This is a genomic window from Haladaptatus sp. DYF46 (genome assembly GCF_021083305.1).
Lineage (GTDB): Archaea > Halobacteriota > Halobacteria > Halobacteriales > Haladaptataceae > Haladaptatus.
This window is the reverse complement of sequence record NZ_JAJFAY010000005.1, coordinates 22223-41749: the sequence shown is the minus strand read 5'-3', so window position 1 is coordinate 41749 and position 19527 is coordinate 22223. Positions and strand designations below refer to the sequence as shown.

The 19527-nt window shown below is 59.5% G+C and carries 15 protein-coding genes; 1 reads left to right on the top strand and 14 read right to left on the bottom strand.

All coding sequences use genetic code 11. The annotated features are described in order from the left end of the window. Positions 1-3: 3 nt before the first annotated feature. The 7 genes from LJF34_RS20360 to LJF34_RS20330 all read right to left on the bottom strand — a co-directional run bounded on the left by LJF34_RS20360 (position 4) and on the right by LJF34_RS20330 (position 9511). Positions 4-1914: an ABC transporter substrate-binding protein gene (locus tag LJF34_RS20360; RefSeq protein ID WP_231187324.1), complete on the bottom strand. Its 1911-nt coding sequence runs from the start codon at positions 1912-1914 to the stop codon at positions 4-6. Between the two features lie 204 nt (positions 1915-2118). Beyond that, the gene (locus LJF34_RS20355; RefSeq protein ID WP_231187322.1) at positions 2119-2697 is read right to left on the bottom strand and encodes a helix-turn-helix domain-containing protein; all 579 of its coding nucleotides are present in this window, start codon (positions 2695-2697) and stop codon (positions 2119-2121) included. A 235-nt stretch (positions 2698-2932) separates the two neighbouring features. Then, entirely contained in the window at positions 2933-5113 is a 2181-nt protein-coding gene (locus tag LJF34_RS20350; protein ID WP_231187320.1) for an acetate--CoA ligase, read from the bottom strand. Between the two features lie 90 nt (positions 5114-5203). Further along, positions 5204-7369, bottom strand: a complete 2166-nt coding sequence (locus LJF34_RS20345) for an ABC transporter ATP-binding protein (protein ID WP_231187318.1) — start codon at positions 7367-7369, stop codon at positions 5204-5206. Between the two features lie 234 nt (positions 7370-7603). Continuing rightward, positions 7604-8239 carry a hypothetical protein gene (locus tag LJF34_RS20340; protein WP_231187316.1) on the bottom strand — a complete coding sequence of 212 codons (636 nt, stop codon included), beginning with the start codon at positions 8237-8239 and terminating at the stop codon, positions 7604-7606. Between the two features lie 322 nt (positions 8240-8561). After that, positions 8562-9134, bottom strand: coding sequence for a hypothetical protein (locus tag LJF34_RS20335; RefSeq protein ID WP_231187314.1), 573 nt, complete (start codon positions 9132-9134; stop codon positions 8562-8564). Beyond that, positions 9131-9511: a hypothetical protein gene (locus LJF34_RS20330; protein ID WP_231187312.1), complete on the bottom strand. Its 381-nt coding sequence runs from the start codon at positions 9509-9511 to the stop codon at positions 9131-9133. Before LJF34_RS20330 ends, LJF34_RS20335 begins: the two co-directional genes overlap by 4 nt. Positions 9512-9758: 247 nt before the next feature. On the opposite strand from LJF34_RS20330, the gene LJF34_RS20325 reads away from it, so the two are divergent. Further along, a complete protein-coding gene (locus tag LJF34_RS20325; protein ID WP_231187310.1) occupies positions 9759-9980 on the top strand; it encodes a hypothetical protein in 222 nt (73 codons plus the stop codon). Positions 9981-10101: 121 nt separating this feature from the next. Here LJF34_RS20325 and LJF34_RS20320 read toward each other — a convergent pair whose 3' ends face one another. The 7 genes from LJF34_RS20320 to LJF34_RS20290 form a co-directional block, all read right to left on the bottom strand. After that, entirely contained in the window at positions 10102-10332 is a 231-nt protein-coding gene (locus LJF34_RS20320; RefSeq protein WP_231187308.1) for a ribbon-helix-helix domain-containing protein, read from the bottom strand. A 485-nt stretch (positions 10333-10817) separates the two neighbouring features. After that, positions 10818-11693, bottom strand: a complete 876-nt coding sequence (locus LJF34_RS20315) for a universal stress protein (protein ID WP_231187306.1) — start codon at positions 11691-11693, stop codon at positions 10818-10820. 253 nt (positions 11694-11946) lie between these two features. Continuing rightward, positions 11947-13020: a 2-hydroxyacid dehydrogenase gene (locus tag LJF34_RS20310; protein ID WP_231187304.1), complete on the bottom strand. Its 1074-nt coding sequence runs from the start codon at positions 13018-13020 to the stop codon at positions 11947-11949. A gap of 4 nt (positions 13021-13024) precedes the next feature. Next, complete coding sequence (locus tag LJF34_RS20305; RefSeq protein ID WP_231187301.1) at positions 13025-14527, bottom strand: FGGY family carbohydrate kinase; 1503 nt, start codon at positions 14525-14527, stop codon at positions 13025-13027. Further along, entirely contained in the window at positions 14520-15545 is a 1026-nt protein-coding gene (fba, locus tag LJF34_RS20300) for a class II fructose-bisphosphate aldolase (RefSeq protein WP_231187299.1), read from the bottom strand. Before fba ends, LJF34_RS20305 begins: the two co-directional genes overlap by 8 nt. A 1337-nt stretch (positions 15546-16882) precedes the next feature. After that, a complete protein-coding gene (locus tag LJF34_RS20295) occupies positions 16883-18157 on the bottom strand; it encodes an AGE family epimerase/isomerase (RefSeq protein ID WP_231187298.1) in 1275 nt (424 codons plus the stop codon). A 597-nt stretch (positions 18158-18754) separates the two neighbouring features. Continuing rightward, the gene (locus LJF34_RS20290; protein WP_231187295.1) at positions 18755-19504 is read right to left on the bottom strand and encodes an IclR family transcriptional regulator; all 750 of its coding nucleotides are present in this window, start codon (positions 19502-19504) and stop codon (positions 18755-18757) included. Positions 19505-19527 lie beyond the last annotated feature (23 nt).

The following is a 19527-nucleotide window of genomic DNA, read 5'->3' as shown; positions in this document are numbered from 1 at the left end:
TGGTTAGGAGAAGTCGGGCTGGTCGAGTTCCGACCGGGTGGCGTGGCCGTGCTTGACGCGCTTGGCGAAGGGGTCCCAGGCGTCGCCTTCCGGCCAGACGAGCGTGTCCTCGCTTTCGAACGTGTACCCCGCCTTCTTCAGCATCGTCTTGGCCTTCTCCACGTTGTACTCGTACGGTTCGGTCTCGGCGGCGAAGGGGGTGAGAAGGCTCGTGATCAGACGCTGGCCCTTAATCGCGGTACCGCGGCCGCCGAGCACGTTTTCGACGAAGCCCTGTTTGTCGACGGCGTGGCTGAGCGCCACGCGGAACGTTTTGTCCCGGAACAACGGGACGATGTGGTTGAGGTGAACGTCGGTCGGAACGAAGTTCTTGGACGTCTGCTTCTCGACGCCGTCGGCCTTGGACGCGCGGTCGGCCTGCTGGTTTGAGACGGTCGTCCCGATGGCATCGATATCGCCTGACTGCATCGCGCCGATGAGCGTCGAAACGTTCCCAACGTTGGATTCAACCAGTTCGTCGATGCCGTCACCGGGGACGAAGTATTCGCCGAGGATTTCCTTTCGGACCTTGTCGTTCCAGAGCCAGTGGTTCTCGTGTTTCTTTAGTCTGAGTTCGGCTCCCTGCTCCCAATTGACAAACTTGAAGGGCCCGGTCCCGATGGGATTCTTCGGATTGTGCTGTCCGGGGCTGTCGACGTCTTTCCAACGGTGTTTCGGGATGATGGCGCTGCGGACGGCCCGCTGGGTGAGGAAGGAGGCGTCGGGTTCGGTGAGGTTGAACCGGATGCGGCCGCCTCCGGTGTTCGAGACGACTTCCACGCTGTCGATGGTCCGGTAGAACGGCCCCTGCTGGGGGGCCGTGTACTGTTTGTACTGCTCGACGCTGAACTTCACGTCCTCGGGGCTGAACGATTTGCCGTCGTGCCAAGTGACGCCCTTTCGGAGGTCCATCTCGACCGTGGTGTCGTCCACGACTTCGTGTCCGGTTGCGAGACCGGGGACGATTTCCAGTTGCGGGGAGGCGTCATAAAGGCCATCGTACAGGTTGAGCAGACGCTTCTCCTCCATTCCCCCGGTCGACCAGGGGAGGTTGGTTCCTTGCATCCCCGAGAACACGCCTTTCACCCACGTGGTCGAGTCGCCCTGGGGCTGGAGGTTCACCTGCGTCCAGACGAACGAGTCGCGGGTCGTACCGTTCCCCGGTGTCGGGACGTACCCCTTCCAATCGGCGGTGTTGGCCACCGTGATTACGTCAGGGAAGTTGGAGGCGATGACGTACGCGTCTTCGCTGAGTTTCTTCTGAATCTCCTTACAGATCTCGGCGCGCGCTTTCGTGTCGCCGATCGTCGCCGCCTGTTTGTCCAGGAGTTTCGTAATCTCGTCGTTTTTGTAATTGTAGTAGTTCCCTCCCGTCTCCGGGTGTGCGCGCATCAGGAACGGGTTCGGGTCGAGTCCCCGCTGCGGGTCCGGCCCGTGGAGGTTCATCACCACGGGCGTCGGGTGCCCGATGTCCGCACGCCAGTATTTGCCGTACCTGGTGCTCGGCTGAACGTTGACGAGATTCGTCGGAACGCCGAGGGCCTTGAACGAGTCCTTGATCATCAACGCGTGCTCGCGCATCCACGGCGTCTCCGACTGCGCGAAGTGCATATCCACGGGGGACAAGGGCGCACCCTCGACCGCATCGTACTCGAACTGGACGGCCTCGTCGTTGACCGACTTCCCCTTCGTCTCGACGGGCCACTCATCCCAGAACTTGGTCTTGATGGTACGGCCATCGCCGCTGCTACCGTCGCTGTTCCCGTTGCTCTGGCAACCTGCCAATCCGGCGAGGCCCGCCGCACCCGCGACCCGGATGAACCGGCGTCGAGAGGTGGTACCTGTCTCAATCTCGAACGATTTTTCCTGCGACATCACAACACCGCGTTTCCACCTTATCAGCCTGAAAGTATTCCCGATACCCGTCAATCATCATCAGACTTTATATGCACACCCGTATTTTTGGGATTCATCGACCCGAACTCACTGTGAAAAACACGATAAAACATCATATATAAATACAATTATAAAATAGTTTGCCATTAGTCACGAGCGTACGTTCGAGCGGGAACCGACCGTTCACCCGTCGTCGGACTCGGCGTTCGGTGCACCCCCTTCGCCGGAGAAGACGAGGTCGAAAAGTCGCTTCTCGGCGAGCCGGAGGCGTTCGCTGAGCGTCGACTGAGCGATGCCGAGTTCCGCCGCGATATCGTCGGCCGACGCCTGGCGTGGCGCGTCGAAATATCCCATCGAGTGGGCCGCCTCAAGAACGGTCATCTGTTGCTGGGAGAGTTCGTTCCGCAGCACGCGGCCGAGCTGTCCGCTTCCAAGCGGTTCCCCGGTCGTCTCGACCTGATTCACGCTCAGGAGTTCGAATCGCTCGAACCGCTCCTGGATCCGATCCGCCAGCCGCCGGAAATCCTCCCATTCCTTCACCGTCACAACCCCGTCAAAGTGATCCCCGTGCAGTTTCAGTCGATTCGGGATGGCCTTCTGGCGCAGAATCACACCGAGGATGAACGGGTACGGTTCGTGGGCGACGATGGTCAATCGGTACGTTTGCTGATTGGAAGCGTCCGGCGACACCTGTTCGTGATGGAACAGTTCAGCACGGGGGAGGGATTCGACTGCCGCCTCGGGATCGAACTCGCCGCCCAACGTGACAAGCAGCGATTCGATCCAGTCCCCTTCGTCGGCGTAGAAGGCGTTCTCGAACTCGATCCGTTGAACGTCCGGGAACTGCGTATTGAGGTCTTCGACGACACCGGACGGGATGGTCTGGAACTCGATGCGGAGAATTTTGAATCACCTTGGCCAAACGTATGCACCCTCTTGGGGAGTACCACATTAAAGAGTGGTCACTTGGTTAAGATTCGCCACTTGACGTTTCGCCTCACTCGCAGGTTCGGACGAGTACATCGACGGCGATGGGGCCGTCTTCGGTGACGAAAACCGGGTTCAAATCGAGTTCGGCGACGGCGTCGACCGAGTGAGCCATGTCCCCGACGTTCACGAGCAGGTCGACGACCTGCTCGACTGGTACGGAGTCACCATCCCGCCGCTCGACGAGCAGGTCCCCGAGGACGGTGCGTTCGATGGCCCGCCGCGCGTCCGCTCGCGAGAACGGCGGAACTAGCGTCGCGCTCTCGTCCAGCGCTTCCACGAGGATACCACCGGCGCCGACGGTGACGATCGAGTTAAACACGTCCACGGATGCGATTCCGACCATCGTTTCGACGCCGTCGTCGACCATTGGCTGGACCAACACGCCTTCGATGTCGCTGTCGTCGACGTGTGCTCGTGATGCAGAGACCACGTCGTGGTACGCCTCCCGCGCTTCCGTGGGAGAGTCGACACCGATCCGGACGGCGCCGATGTCGGTTCTGTGCGGGAGTTCCGGGGAGTCGATTTTGAGGACGGCGGGTCCGCGCATCGACTCCACGGCGGCGGCCGCCTCGTCAGCGTCAGTGACCGACCGGGTCTCCACCGTCGGCACGTCGAACGTAGCGAGCAGTGCCTCGGCCTCGTTCCACGTGAGTACCCGTCCTCTCGGTAGGTCGAGGTCGAGTGCGTCGGTATCGTGAGTCTTCTGACTACTTCTACTGCACATCGTGGGGAGCGAGTGCCGTGGCGGCCGGTCGGCGATGCGGTCGCGGTCGGCCGCGAAGTCGTACGTCGACGCGACGGCGTCGAGACACCGGCTCGGGTCCTCGTAGACCGGGACCGACTCGCGGAGACGGGCGTACGGCGGCGTCTCGGCTGGGTTGTCGGGTTCCTTTCGTCCGGTCCAGAGCACGTACACGGGGGCCTCCGCCCGTTCGATGATGCCTTGCAGGTCGTCGGCGATTTGGGCCGCGCGGTCGTCCACTCCCGAGAGGCCGATCGCGAAGACGTAGGAGTCGAACTCGTCGGCGGCAAGGAGTGCGTCGGCGATTTTTGGAAGTGCCTCGGCGCCATATCCCCGGATGTCTGCAGGATTGTGTAGCTGACCGTAGTTCAAGAGTTCGTCCATCTCCAACAGCGCACGTTCGGTCTCGCCGTCGATATCGGGGAGCGTGAGATCACGCTCGGCGGCCATATCGGCGAGCAGGCTCGCGAGGCCGCCGCTGGTCGAGGCGATACAGACGCCCGTACCGTCGGGGGCGTCGTAGGCGGTGTGTGCGCTCGCCCGGACGAGGAGATCGGGGATGTCCGGGACGCGCTGGATACCGGCCTGGTCCAGGGCCGCCGCCCAGGCGTCGTCGTCGCCGGTGAGCGACCCCGTGTGCGAGAGCGTGGCCTCCTCCGCGAGGTCTGACTGCCCGATTTTCACCGTCAGGACGGGTATTCCGTTCCGGATCGCAGTCTCGGCGACCCGCACGAACCGTTCCGGTTCGTCGATTCCCTCGACGTACGTGCAGATGACATCGACGCTCTCCTGGCCGGCGAGATGCGCGACGTAGTCCGTGAGCGTCAGATCCGTCTCGTTCCCCGTCGAGACGATGTGACTGAAATGGAGGTCGCGATCGGCCGCCCGCTCGAAGAACGTCGTGAACGCCAGCGCCCCGGACTGACTGACGAGACCGATTCTTCCCGGTTCGGGTTCGCGTGAACACGTCGAGGTGAGTGTCGCACCCCGGGCGGCCATGACACCGATGCAGTTCGGACCGACCACTCGGATTCCCGCCTCTGCAGCTGTCTCGGCGAGGTTTCTCTCCATCTCGATTCCTGTTTCGTCCGCTTCGGCGAACCCCGCCGTGAGGACGAGCGCGACGGGCACTCCTCGCTCGCCCGCTGCACGCACGACCTCAACGACGTATTCGCGCGGGACGCTCACGACGGCGAGGTCGACGGTCTCCGGCACGTCCCCGATGCTGTCGTAACACGGGCGGTTCCACGCGTCCTCCCGGTTCGGGTTGACGGGGTAGAGGGTCCCGTCGAAGCCGTAATCGAGGAGGTTGTCGACGAGGTTGCCCGAGTAGAACGACTCCGGACTCGCCCCGACGACCGCGACCGAATCGGGGTCGAACAACGGTCCCAGTTCTGGTGTCGTTCGGGATTCCTGATCGGAACGATTTGTACCGTTTGTCGTCATATCACTGGGTCGGTTCCCGTAGTATCCACGTGAACCTGCCCCCGATGGGTGTCGATTATCTTCATCGTTTAAATCCCCGCCCGGGAGAACTCAGTCGCTTTCGACCGCCGTGTCGATCCGTTTTTCGTCCGGCTCGCCGTCGAGCGTGTCGTCGGCCGGGTGGAAACACGCCGCGGAGTGACGGTCGTCCGTCCACTCGGCTAGGCCGGGATCCTCGTCCCAACAGCAGTCGGTCGCCTTCGGGCAACGCGGGGCGAACTGGCAGCTCGTGGTAGCCCGCGAGGGGAGCGCCGGTTTCCCGTCGAGGGTGATTCGCTCGCGGTTCCCCCGCGGGTCCGTCTCCGGGACCGCCGCGAGCAGGGCCTCGGTGTAGGGGTGTTGTGGGTCGGTCACGATCTGTTCAGTCCGTCCGCGCTCGACGAACTGGCCGAGATACATTATCGCCATGCGATCCGCGATCTGCGAGAGGCTGGCGAGGTCGTGTGAGATGTACAGCACACCGATGCCCTCGGTGTTGGCCAGCCCGCGGAGGAGGTTGAGAACCTCCGCCTGTAGCGAGACGTCGAGCATCGAGGCTGGCTCGTCACAGATGAGTAGGTCGGGGTCGATGACGAGCGCCCGGGCGATGGCGACGCGCTGGCGCTGCCCGCCCGATAGTTCGTTCGGATACGTGTCCAGGTACCGCTCCGCCGGGGCCAGTCCCACCTGTTCGAGCGACTCCTCGACGGCGGTTTCGCGCTCGTCGAGACGATACCCGTGGATCGTCAATGGCTCTTTGACCAGCTGCTCGACCGTCATCCGCGGATTCAGTGATTCGTACGGGTTTTGGAAGATAATCTGTAGTTTCCGCCGGAACAACTGGAGGTCGTCCCGGTAGTACTCGTACGAGCGCCCGTCGAACGTGAACCGGTCCACCGTGGGGTCCTCCAAGAGCGCGAGCGTCTCTCCGAGCGTCGACTTGCCGCAGCCCGACTCGCCGACGATACCGAGGATTTCACCGCGTGAGACGCTCAACGAGACCCCGTCGACTGCGCGGACGTGCGATTCGTCCCGCCCGATCACCGTTCCGATCACCTCGCCCCGTTGATCCCACCACTCGCGGATGTTGCCGGTGAGTCCCGTGATGGAGGGTGCGATACTGTCGATCGGGAGGCTCCCCAGTAACGAGTCCTCGCGTTTATACCACTTGCTCAACTCCTCGACTTCCAGAAGCACTTCACCATCCCGCGTCCGATACCCCTCGGCGATCCCACCCCACGTCGAGGGGTCCTCGGCAACGGAACGCATCCGGTTCGATCGTTCCACGTGGTGGCACGCGACCCGTTGGTTCCGGTACGGGAGCTTCTCGAGCTCCGGGACGGTCTCAGAACACGCGTCGGTCGCGAATGGACACCTCGACTCGAAGACACACCCGGTCGGTTTCGAATCCAGGTTCGGCGGTTTTCCCGGAACCGCGACGAGATCCCTCCCGTTCCCGGCGTCCAGAGCCGGATACGCGTTTTTGAGTCCCATCGTGTACGGGTTCGATGGGTTGAGAAGGAGGTTATCGATGCACCCTTGCTCCATGACCATCCCCCCGTACAGCACCGACATCTCGTCACAGGTCTCCGCGATGACGCTGAGGTCGTGCGTGATCAACAGTAGCGAGCTATCCGTCTCCTCTTGAATCTTCAGAATGTTGTCGATTATCTCGTCCTGGACGATGACGTCCAGCCCCGTCGTCGGCTCGTCCGCGATGATGAGTTTCGGGTCGAGGGCGAGCGCCATCGCGATGACGACACGCTGGCGCATCCCGTCCGAGAACTGATGCGGATAGTCCTCGGTTCGGCCGGGATTCAGCCCGACGGTCTCGAACAGTTCGCGTGCTCTCCGCTTGGCGCTCCGCTCGGAGACCGTCCTGTGAGTCCGTATGGCCTGGCAAATCTGGCCGCCGACCGTCAGCGTGGGGTCGAGTGCGTCGATGGCCGTCTGTGGAATGAAGGCGATCTCCTCCCAGAGCAGGTCCTGTCGCTCCGCTGGCGTCATCGACCGCAAATCTCGACCCTCGAACTCGATCCGCCCCGACTCTATCACCGCATGGTCCGGTAGCAGGCCGAGGATTGCCTTCGCCGTCGTGGACTTTCCGGACGCTGACTCGCCCGAGAGCGCATAGTTGACACCGTCTTCGATGGTGAACGAGACGCCGTTCACGCTGTGGAGTGATTCGTCACTCGTGTCGTAACGCACCTCCAAGTCGTCGACATCGAGGAGCGTCATTTTCTTCCCCCGAAACGTTTCGTGGGGGATACGGCCGTAGTTGCATGCCAGTAGTTCGTGTCTATCATGCAGGGAACGCCGCGGCCGAATCGGACCATCCTGTGGTATCTTTTTGGGTGACCGTTATCAATCTCCGCTTTTGGTCAATTTTCGACACATAAAGGTTCACATCTCATGTGTCAGTTGTGCTTCCGGTACCCGGTCGCTCCCGTGGACAGATGGGAGCGCACCCGGTCAGCACGTGCCGCCCGCACCACCGGCCGCTCCGGCTCCAGCACAGGTCGCTGCGCTCGCGCTCGCACTCGTCGCTGCAGTTGTCCCCGCAACGACGATCGCTGCGTTGTTCGTCCGGCTATAGTTCGTGGACTCGCCCCACGCGACCGGTGCGATTTCGTCGTCGATATCGTCCGCAGCGAATACGGCGTCGCGCAGATTTGCGAGCGTAAAGCCGGCGTCGGTTGCGTATCGGTCGACTAGCTCGTCCGTCAGAAGAACGCGCCGACACTCCTCGGCCTCGAAGAGTTCGTCGCCATCGAACGTGAATTGGATATCGTAGTGACGGACGAAGACATCGTCGAAGGGGGCCTGCATCGCGAGTGCAGCTTCGCCAACGAGATCCCACACGAGGTTTTGATCGGGATTTTCGACGTCCTCCCCGAGGGAAAATCGAGCGATCGGCACGACGATCGGTTTTCCGTCAGGACCTTCGTTGACGACCGCGACGCCCGTTATACCACAGTCGTCGACGGCGTAGCCACCGCGCTCGACGGCCTCGTGGAGCGCTTCATCCGCCTCGTTTTGTCGCGATTCCAGATCGACTTGTTCGTCCGGCGTGTCGCTGCCGAGGAGTCGTTCGAGTAGTGAAGGCATCGTACCGGAATCGTTCGTCTGCAGTACCTTTGTTATTCGGGTGCTAGACCGCTGACGACGAGCGAGCACATGCGCTGGAATTCACCAGTTTGACGACACGGGTTATACAGCCACACGTTCGATGGCTCCGCTCAATGGACGCCGACGAAACAGTGACTGATCTATTATACCATCGTAATGGAAGGATCGGACGCGACTCTCCATTTCTTCGATATGGACACCCCACCGGAGCCAACCAACTCGTACCGCCATGTGTCACCGACAACGGGGTGTGACTCTCGCGTGGTGGCGTCGTGGAGGAGTGGTCTCTAAATTCCCATAATCATTCCAATTGTTTCACGAGCTGGGTAACGTAGGGACTGTCGTCCCAGCTTCGATACGACCCAATTGCGTTCACAAGGTTCCGTGCTTCAATGTGAGTCATATGGCCATCACGGGCATAATCACAGATAAGACGCGGCGTTGGGACGATGCGAGGTCCTCTCAGTGCCGCATGGACGAGTGCGAAATTCGTACCACCGAATTCATCCGTGAGAAAGCCATCCACAGCGAGTGCATTCGCGAGCAGTATGCCGTCTGTTTCGCCATCATCGAGCCCAAACGTCGGACGTGTATCCGGTGCTTCCGCTTTCTGATATGGGTCTGTAACGGTGTAGTGCTCTTGTGCGGCCAGAACGTTGTGGGCTGCCGCGCTATGGATGTCGTGATACTGCGCGATATCGTTGAGTTCCGAGACGACTTCGGGGGGAACGACGACTTCACATGAGGTGAGCAGATATTGGAGCGGATCGGGCGCGGAATCAGTATCGTAGTCGCTAGCAGCACGCGGGACTCCAAGACTCGCTAGTGCGCTCGTGTCCGCAACGACTGTCCGCAATCGTGGATGGCCGCTCATCGCTCGTCTACGTCGTTTGGTGTGCGTTCCGAATCGACGGCCTTCGCATTGCCATCGTATATGTCGGTGGCGTCAGGGGCCGCAAGGTCGAATGGCTCGCCTTCGAGGTCTGCTTTGAGCAATCTGAGCCGCTGGGCTGTTTCAGCACCGACCAATTGTTTCACCGTTTCGAACTCTAACTGGTCGTCATAATACTTCGTTGCGACCAGTTCCTGAAACGTCTCACTTTCCGCCGTGTCTTCGATATACTCGCGAATTGCCTCTACGAGGAGGTCGGTTCGGTCTTTGTCGAAGAGGCTGGCAATTGCATCCAGTCGCTCGACCAGATACTCCGGAGATTGAAAATGGACGCGTCGGGGATCATCACTCGCGCTCATTGTATGTGCATGTTCTGCACATAGACGGAAAACGATTTCGACTCGTGTGCAAGCTATGCACACAAATGCACCATCCCCGTCGTCAATCGGGAAAGCGCAGAAAGGATTGGTTCGGACGGCGAGTGTGCTGTCGCCGCTTGGATGGCATGAAATACGTTTTGGGCAGTTCCTCGCGAGTCATGTCGAAATCAGTCTCGAATCACTTTTCTAACGATACGCATTTCGAGGGCGAGTTGGGGATACTAGTATGAACGGTACGACTAGCGGGGTAGTGAAATTCCTCTTGATTTTCAGTCTCGTCGGGAGCATCGTCAACGAGCAGAGGATAGGCGCGTTGATCAGCCTCACGCTCCTCGTCCTTTGGTACGAGTGGCGAGAATACGAGCGAAAGAATGGCCCCGGTGAATCTCGAAAGGATATCGAAGAGGAGGAAGAACCTACTACGTCTCGGTTTGACCGGAATCGTTGAGACCGTTATCATTCTCGCCTACATCGTGGATCAGGCGGATTCCGACGAGTCGGCGCTCTTCCTCCCGATCGGATTACGCCGTCAGTAGTTCGCTCGCTCGGCTCCTCTTTTCGAGAGGGGGTTAGAGCGGATCGTTGTACTGGTCGGCCGGATCCTGTTGCTCATCGACGGCATCCGTAAACAGATCTTCATCCAACTCCTCTTCGAACTCGTCGCCGGTTTCTTGGGCCGATAACCCCAGCGAGAGAAGCTCTTCGACCGCTTGTTCTCGATTCAGAAAATCGCCTTGTTCGACAAGACGATCGATGTCGCTCTCGATACGATCGGGCAGGGCTACCTCGAGCGTGACCATACACACACTCTGTTCCGGAGACAGATTAACTCTCGGGCTGTTCCCTCGTTGCGTAGTGGTGCTATTCCTCGGTTTCCGTCGTTTTCAGTTCTTCCCGGGGGAGAACCCCCGAAATCTATGGATACACACCCATGCCCGACCCGTGACGCTGACGGAACGGCACGGTTCCGGATAGCTACCGGTTCAATTACCTGCTCGATCGGAGCATCGATCCCAAAAAGCCCGGAGAGGAATGTACGATACCGCCTACCCTGGCGATATGTCGGGCGCACTCGTTCCCGACGATCGAATCGAGATAGTGTGTGGTGATTTGTGGCACGGTTGCATTCGCACGGGAGTTATCCGTCGTTTCCGAAGAACTTCCATAGCGACCGTGACGGAACGATTCTCCGTGCAACGTAGTAGATCGCGGGGTGGCAGCCATCCGTCGGACCAACGCCCTTCATTTCGCGGAAAATGACGTGGGTGCGCTCGCGAGGAGACTCTCACAAAGTAAGACAGGGAACCGGTGATTTGCAGACGAGTTTTTCGGCGACGCTTCCAAATACACGCCGATTGAAGTCAGTTCGGTCGCGAGTTCCGACGACGAGGAGATCGACATCGTGGTCGTCGACATACGAGAGAATCGCTTGATAGTTTGACGGTCCGTGTTCAATCGCTCGGGAGATCGATCCAACGCCCGCCTTCTTGGCGTCGATTGACGCGGTCTCGAGTACCTCACGCGCATTCTCCTCTTCGGATGTCGACCGACTATCACCCCAAACATCAATGCCGAGCGATGCTGTATTATCGACGGACAGAAGGTGAAGTGCGGCCTCAGCCGTCGTTGCTGCCTCGATTCCGATCGAGAATGCCTCGGTCGCACAGTCGCTTCCGTCAGTTGAAACTAACACGTCTCGATACGGGTATGTCGTCGTACTCTCTCCGGGCCGAATCGTGAGAACGGGGGTGTCGGCTTGTCTGACGACGCGCTCGGCTGTACTCCTGATCAGGAGACGCGTAAGCCCGTCACGTCCGTGGGTTGGCATAGTAATGAGATCGATACCCTGTGAACTAGCGTAGTCGACGATCGAACTCGATGGCTCTCCCCGAACGACGTCAGTGACGGTATCAACGCCACGTCGGTGAGCGCGTTCGGCAGCGACGCGAACGATTTCTTCACCTCTTTCCTCGAAGATATCGACGATATCGAAGGCGTCGACGATCGCTCCTTGAAAGAGGGAGTCGCTCGCATGTGTCGTATCCGCGATGTTGAGAATATGGACGGTTACGTCGTGTTCGGCCGCGATATCGAGAATGTGATCGAACACGACGTTTGCACCGTCGCTGCCGTCCGTTGGAACGAGTATTTGATCATACACGGAATCCGTGTCACCGTGCAGACCTAAAAGCCGGACTGATGTACACGCCGGAAGGACGACTGAATACATCGATACTCGGCGATCGAAAAATGCACTTTCGATGATATAGTCTAGAGGACTCCGCGAGGTAGGCGAGAATTCGGCGCTCCTGCGGGCGGTGAACGGGCGGGGATATCCGGCCGGAATCGAACGTTTCGGCCGGGCGTTCAACGAGCCCTACCGTGGGGGATATCGCTTGAGTGTGGGGTGGGTGTCACGCCGACTCGACGACGTTGGTCGGTTTCCCGCCGGTGAGCCACTGTTCGAGATCGGCGGCGACGATGCGAGGGCCGCCAAGAACGGCATCACGGGTGGATCCGGCGACGTGTGGGGTGAGAACGACCCCGTCACAGGTGAGCAGCGGATCGTCGTCCGGGAGCGGTTCCTGCCGGAACACGTCGAGTGCGGCACCGGCGATGTGGTTCGATTTGATCGCATCGACCAGTGCGTCTTCGTCCACGAGGCCGCCACGGGCGGTGTTGACGAGGAAGGCCGAATTTTTCATGGTCTCGAACTCCTCACGTCCGATGAGGCCACTCGTCTCCTCGGAGAGGCGGACGTGGAGCGTGACGGCGTCCGACCGCTCCAACAACTCCGGGAGCGTCACGGGCTCTGCGTCCACTTCGCGGATGGCGTCGTCGTCGACGTACGGGTCGTAGGCGAGAACGTGGCTGTCGAACCCGTCCAGACGGCGGGCGACACCCCGGCCGATGTTTCCGAACCCGACGACACCGACCGTCGTTCGTTCCATGTCCGGCGGGAGTTCATCGGGGTCGAAAATCTGGTTCCACTCCCCGTCGGTCATCGCGCCGTGATGGAAGGGAACCCCGCGGAGGCGCGAGAGCAACATCGTCATGGCGTAGTCGGCGACGGCGTTCCGGTTGCGGCCGGGAGCGTGTAGAACGGTTACGTCGTTTTCGTGCGCGGCTACGACGTCGATGTTCTCGGTGCCGCCGCGGGCCGCCGCGACCACCCGTAAGTCCTCGGCTGCCTCGATGAGTTCCCGCGACACCGGTGCCTTGTGGACGACCAGCACCTCGACCCCCTCGCGGGCGTTTTCGAGTATGTCGTCGGCGTCGAAACCGCTCGGACCGACCGCCTCCATATCCATCGTCACGTCGCGGAACTCGGTCGGGGAGGCGGTCCCGAGCCAGTTCATCTCCTCGAAGTGGACTCCCTCCGATTCGAGGCGACCAAGCTCCTCGTACATGTATTCGCTCGGTTGCTGTGGATCCCCACAGAGAAGACACGTCACGGAGCGAGCACCACGGTTGGTATCTTCTGACATGGTTTTATTTCCACCCATCCCTATTCAACAGTTTCCATGTCGGACGGACATCCTCCCGAACGCGTTCGAAGGTGTCCACGAGGTGACGATAGGTGGTGACGGTTTCGGGGTCCGGGTCGTGAGTTCGGTTCACGTCGACCGCAATCGACGTCGCCGCCCGGTGATCTTCGTAAAGATCTGCGGCGACGCCAGCACAGAGGGCCGCCCCGCGCGCCCCGAGTTCGTCGCCGTCCGGAACGGAAACGGGATTGCCGTGAATGTCCGCGAACGTTTCCGACCATACTTCGCTTCGCGCTCCACCGCCGGTCAGTCTGAGGTCGGACACGCCCGACGAGAGGTCCGCCAATCCCGTGCACTGAGCGATGGCGACGCCCTCGTAGACCGCGCGCAGCAGTTCCTCGCCGGAGTGGTCCAGCGTCAGTCCGTAGAACCCGCCGCGCGCCTCCGGATAGTCGGTCGACCCGGAGAGGTACGGATGGAAAATCACGCCGCCGGCCCCGACGGGGGCGTCCGCGACGGTTTCGTCGTAGACGACGTACGGATTCACGCCCCGCTCGTCGGCTTCGGCGCGCCACTTGTCGCCGAACTCGTCCACGAACCAGTCGACACAGGCGGTTCCCGAGCGAATACCGCGGTAGCGAATCCAGTTATCGAGGAACCGTCGCGGGAGCCCCGTCCCTCCGCCGTCGGGGTCGTCGAGAACGGCGACGCTTTGTCCCCACGTTCCGAGAATGACGACGCCTTGCCCGGGACGAATCGCTCCGGCACCGAGCGCACACGCCCCCACGTCGTGGAGCCCCGCGGCAACCGGCGTGCCCGTCGGGAGACCCGTCGCCGCGGCGGCCGACTCCGTGACCTCGCCACAGACCGACGTGCTCTCGACGACCCTCGGGAGCGCGTCGAACGCCTCGGGGATGTCGAACGTGTCGAACACCGACGGGTCGTAATCGTCGTCGGGGCCGTAGAAAACGCTCCCTTCCATCGTATCCGTGCCGAGACGCCCCGTCAACCGGTGCGTGATGACGTCCTTGCAGAACAGCACCGTCTCCACTTTCGAGTACGCCGCCGGGCGTTCGGACTTCAACCACGCCAGCAGACTGAACGGATCGGCACCGAACGGTTCCCAGCCGAGGCGGTCGGTCGCCGCGGCGAGCGTGCCGTCCGCCCGCCACTCTTCGAGGCGACTCATCGCTCGGGAGTCGGTCGACTTGATGCCCACGACGGGGCTGTCGTCGGCGTCCAGCGCGTACAACCCGTGACCGTGACCCGCAACGCCGACGCCTGCGACCGACTCCGGGTCGACTGCATCGTCTCCGGTCACCGTCGCGATCGTGTCGGCGACCGCCTCCCACAACGCGTCGTGATCCTGATCGTCGCGTCCGGGGAGTCCGTCCCCGCTCGGCGTCTCTCGCGTCTCGACGGCGACCGTCTCACCATCCCGCGTGAACGCCGCCGCCTTCGTGTTCGTGAGGCCGGCGTCCACGCCGACTAACAGGGGGTCACTCATCGTCGTGGACGTCCGTTGTTCGACTCCGTCCGGCGCACCCGGTGAGTTCCGCCAGATCGACCATCACCTCGGCCAGTCGGTCGCGGATCTCGTCGCCGACCACGTGTGGGTGAAAGTACGTCTTGTCCGGCGACCACTCGTCGTCCGCGAAAAACGAGTTGCGATCCGCGGCCGTCTCCTCCGGCGGTCTGATGGCGTCCGCGTGGTCCCGATAGAAATCGGCGGCGGTTCGAGCGAACTCGTACTGGTAGCGCGTGTTTTTGTTGAACTTACAGACACCGGCATCGAGGAACTCCGCGACCTGTTCGTCGGCGACGCCCGACGATCCGTGAACCACTAACGGGACGTCGTGGCCCGCCTCGTGGAGCGCCGTATTCACCTCGTCCGCCACGTCCGGTCGGACGTCTAAATCGCGTCCGGACGCCACGCCGTGTTGCGTACCGACGGACACCGCGAGCAGATCGACATCGGTTCGCTCGACGAACCGAACGGCGTCGTCCGGGTCCGTATAGAAGGCTTCGTTCGGACTGGTCTCGACACCGTTCTCCTCACCCGCAACCCGGCCGAGTTCGGCCTCGACCAACAGCTCCTCCGGACCGTCACGGACTGCCTTGACGGCCTCACGGGTGCATTCGACGTTCTCCTCGAACGGACGGTCCGAGGCGTCGACCATCACCGAAGACGGCACGCCGGACGCGACGACGTCGTCGAGGAACGATCGTTGATCGGGCAAGTGGACGTGGTCGACGTTGAGGAAGACGTTGACGCTCTTCGACTCGGCGAGGTTCTCGACGTAGGAACCGAACGCACGCAGGCCAGCGGAGGCATCCCCGTCGCCGTAGAACGCACACGCATCACGGCTGACTTGTAACACCAAGTCGGCATCCGCATCGAGCGCACCTCGAAGCAGTCCGACCATGATGTCGAATTGAACGACGTTGCTCGCGAAGAACCCGTACCCGTTCTCGCGAGCGGTGGCGTACGTATCCGCGAGTTCGTCACCGTGACAATATGGCATGTGAGAGACAGGCGTGTAAGCTCGTATAATTCTATTGGAAGCGACGAAAACATTCGAAAGTCTAACCGACGCCCGCGTTCGGAATTTCGGTTCTCCGCGGCGTACCAATCGTTCTCTTTACCTGAATTGCAGGCGCTAAGGCCCCTTCCTCACGGAGCGAGTAGGGAGGGAATACGGCGTCCACAAGCGCTTCGCTCTTGTGGGCGAACGAATCGCTACACGATTCGATTGCTGCCGGACAACTGAGCCGGTGTCGTCCCTCTTATCCGGGGGTTGCTTCGGAAAATGATCTCCGTGTGGACGACTCCCCGGGAACAACCATATGAAACATAATTGTCAGTTCATGTATGGAGTATAGATACGATGTAGATGATTAGGAAGTACTATCAAACTACGGAAACCAGATGTGCGTATCTATTTTCCGCCGTATACGATCGATCTGTAGCGCTACTCTCGATGCACGTTCATCGTATATCCGTACCAGAACGCCAGAATCGACGTCATCACCGTCCATTTGAGACGGTTCGAGAACGGTGAATATATCGCTACTGTATGATCCTCCCGATCGACTAATTATCAGTTATCGAAATATACTGTCAAATCGTTCCCTCTTCTATTACTTATATTCTTATACATATTTATATACTGATATACGCCTATAGATCGCCGGAGTAATGATGCAGTTGACACCTTGTCCCATCACTCGAATTGTTCGTTCGGGCAAAAATTCTGGGGAGGAGTGTCACCGATGAAGACCGCCGGATGCCTCGAAAGATCATGGACCAACAGGTGCGCTCGCCGCCGGTAGCGTCGGACTCGCGAAGTTAGCGCCGTCGAGCCGATTGCTAGTCGTTCGAACTGCTTGTTTATTGGCATTCACAACGTTCATCTCATTTGGAAGCGGTTAATATACTTGCCCTAGTCAGGCGCTTCTTCGACCAGTAACGGCTCTTTTAGCAAATCATAAATTATATACTGCCAAATGGAATTTATACAGCCGTGAGATCATTCTCTGTTCACGCACCTTTCATCAATCGCAAAACCCACATTATTCGGTGGATTCAAAGAATGGGGTCATCGGACAGAACCGCTCGTCGTCGCTCTATATTCAGTGAGTAAGCGAGAAGTATCAAATCAAAATATGGGATCGATCATTTGGCGAATGCTACGGCTATTCCCTGGGCAAACCCGCCGATCTGGGGGTTGGCTAACCGGCGTGGCTATCCCCATCCATCGTCACGTTCAGGAGGCGCCTCGGGTCACGGTTGGGTTTCGACGATACTCCTCAAGTGGACACTGGATGGATGCATCAGTCCACTCGAACAGTATCCTGTCAGTTACTCTCGTCGCAGTCGTTCAAGCGTTTTGATACATTCAAGCAGCGCTCTCCCGTTGTGATAGGCTCCTTTGTAGACCGCGCCTTTGCGCCCGACTGGTTCGAGATCATCGGTGATCCCGGAGTGCCACTCGCCATGGTCATCGTCAACGTGATACTTTCGAATGAATCGCCACGTCTCCTCAAAGGCGTCAAAATACCGTACGTCCCCAGTATGCTCGTACATTCGCAACGCGCTGGTCATACATTCCGCTTGAACCCACCAAGCCTTGACGCGAAAACTGGCCGGTTCATCGAACCCGCCGTAGAAGTAGAACCCACCGTGTTCCTCGTCGTAGCCGTACTCCAGTGAGTATTTCCACAGCGTTTCGAACAGTTCGGAAAACAGCGTGGTCGAGATGTCGAGTGCCGATGCCGCTTCCATGACCAGCCACACTCCTTCCAAGTCGTGTCCGTACGAGACGATGCGGAAATCCTCGTCGTCGAGTTTGGGTGTCCAGTCTGGGGTGTACTTGTCCGTACAGAACCTCCTTCCCGTTCTGTAGACGGTGTTAGTGACGATGTCCAACAGCTCGTGTAGACGCCGTCGTCCCCTCTCAGTTCCGGTCGCCTCGTAGTAGGTCGTGAATGCCTCCATGAGATGGAGGTGTGTGTTCGTCAATTTGAGCGTAGGGTCGAGCACGGCGTCACCGGATTCCTTCGGTGACCAGTCCGGTTCGATGCTCTCGAGGTAGGTTTGCCCCTCGGTGATCGGCTTCCAGTCCGGCGTGAAGTACTCCACGTAACCACCGAGTTCATCATCCTTTGCGTGTTCGTCCATCATCTCTACGAGTTCGTGAGCGTACTCCGTGGCTCTGTCATCGTCGAACGTGCGAATGTACTCCGAGAGTGCGTAGAGCCCGAACGACTGCCCGTAGAGGTGTTTGTTCGGTTTTGTAACCGTACCGTCACGCTCGACTTCCCAGTAGAACCCACCGTGTCTTTCATCCCACATCTCTTCGAGCAGGAAGTCGAAGCCGTGTTCGGCGAGATCGGCGAACTCTTGACCGTAGCCTTCGCGAACGAGCCGAGCATTCAGCCAGACCATCCGCGCCTGTGTGACTATCTGTTTGGTTCCGTTGCCTGCGAACTCGCCCGCTTTGTCGTAACTGGTGATGAACCCACCGTACTCGGTGTCGACCGACCGGGGAAACCAGAAATCGAGGACGTTTTCCCTCAGCACTTCCTGCAACTGTTCGAGATACTGCTGGCTCTTGCCGCGTGGCTCCGTCTGCATGTGCGTCAGCAGCTACCACAGCATTGGTAATAAGACTGCTTCCGATGATAGTTCATCAGCAGAATTCCGTCAGGCGGAATAAGATCGAGTTGCGTTCCTCTATTACAGTAGTAGGGGTGTAAACAAGGGCGCACGAATTCCGCATCGTGGAATCATTAGTGATAACGAGCCACATGCAACTGTGTCGATAACCTGTATACAGTTGTCACATCCAGTAAGAAGTGGCGGTGACGGACACACAACGGAATGTCCACCTCGTGATGATTGCCTAACGCTGTGGTGACGCAGTGGGTGCTGATTCTCATTGCCCAACGTGTGCGCACTACTTCCCCTTGTCCACACTACAATTAAAAATTTAGTCGAACGTGGGGTGCTCTTCTCACGTGCGTACGTTCCAGCACCGGTCTGCGTCCGCGCGTGTCAATCCTTGGTCTGGATAGCCACTCGCCACAGATACACGATCTCGCTGAATTCTCGGACCATGCGGACTCGTTGAATAATCGTCCGGAGAGTTCCAGCGGCGGCGAGTCACTTCAGCAGATGAGCCTCGATGACTGGAACGGTATGGAAACGTCTTCGGTGAACTCGTGACGATCGTCACTCCCTTCGCCAGTACTGTACGTTGAGTGCGATTTCGTCCGATGCTCGTCGAACTAGATCGGGGATCTCTTTCGTGAACCTATCTCCTTCAAGTCTCGTCGCTGGGCCTGCAATGTCGATAGCACCGATGACATCTTCAGTCTGCTTGTCGATGACTGGTGCAGCGACACCTCGAACACCAGCCAACCGTTCTTGATCGTCGAAGGCGACCCCCTTCGAACGGATATCTTGCAGTTCTGTCAACAGTGTCTCGCGGTCTGTGATCGTGTTGTCGGTCATTGGCCTGATTCCCTCGTCTAGAACGACTTCGGTCTCTTCCTCGCTCATATGGGCAAGCAAAGCCTTACCACCGGACGTGTTGTAGAGATGCATCGACAGACCGAGGTGAGCGTCGGTCGTTACTGACCGATCGCTCTCGGCGATGTAACATTTTACTGCCCGACCCTGCTCTGCGACGACGAGCGAAACACGTTCTTCGATCTGCCTAGCTACTTCGTCTGCAGTCGAACGACCGATGTGAAACAGTGGATTCCGTTCGCGGTTGTACGATGCAAGGTCGAACAGGTGGAGACTGATGTGGAATTCACCGTCTTCCCGAAAAACGTATCCCTCCTGGCGAAACGTCGAAAGATGGCGGTGAATCGTCGATTTCGAAAAATCGAGTTCTCCATCGAGCTCAACGAGCGTTGCACCCTCGTGCTCTCGTATCGCCTCGAGGATAGTCATGCCCGTCTCAAGGGCCGACACGGGATTTGCTGCGGGTTGGCTTG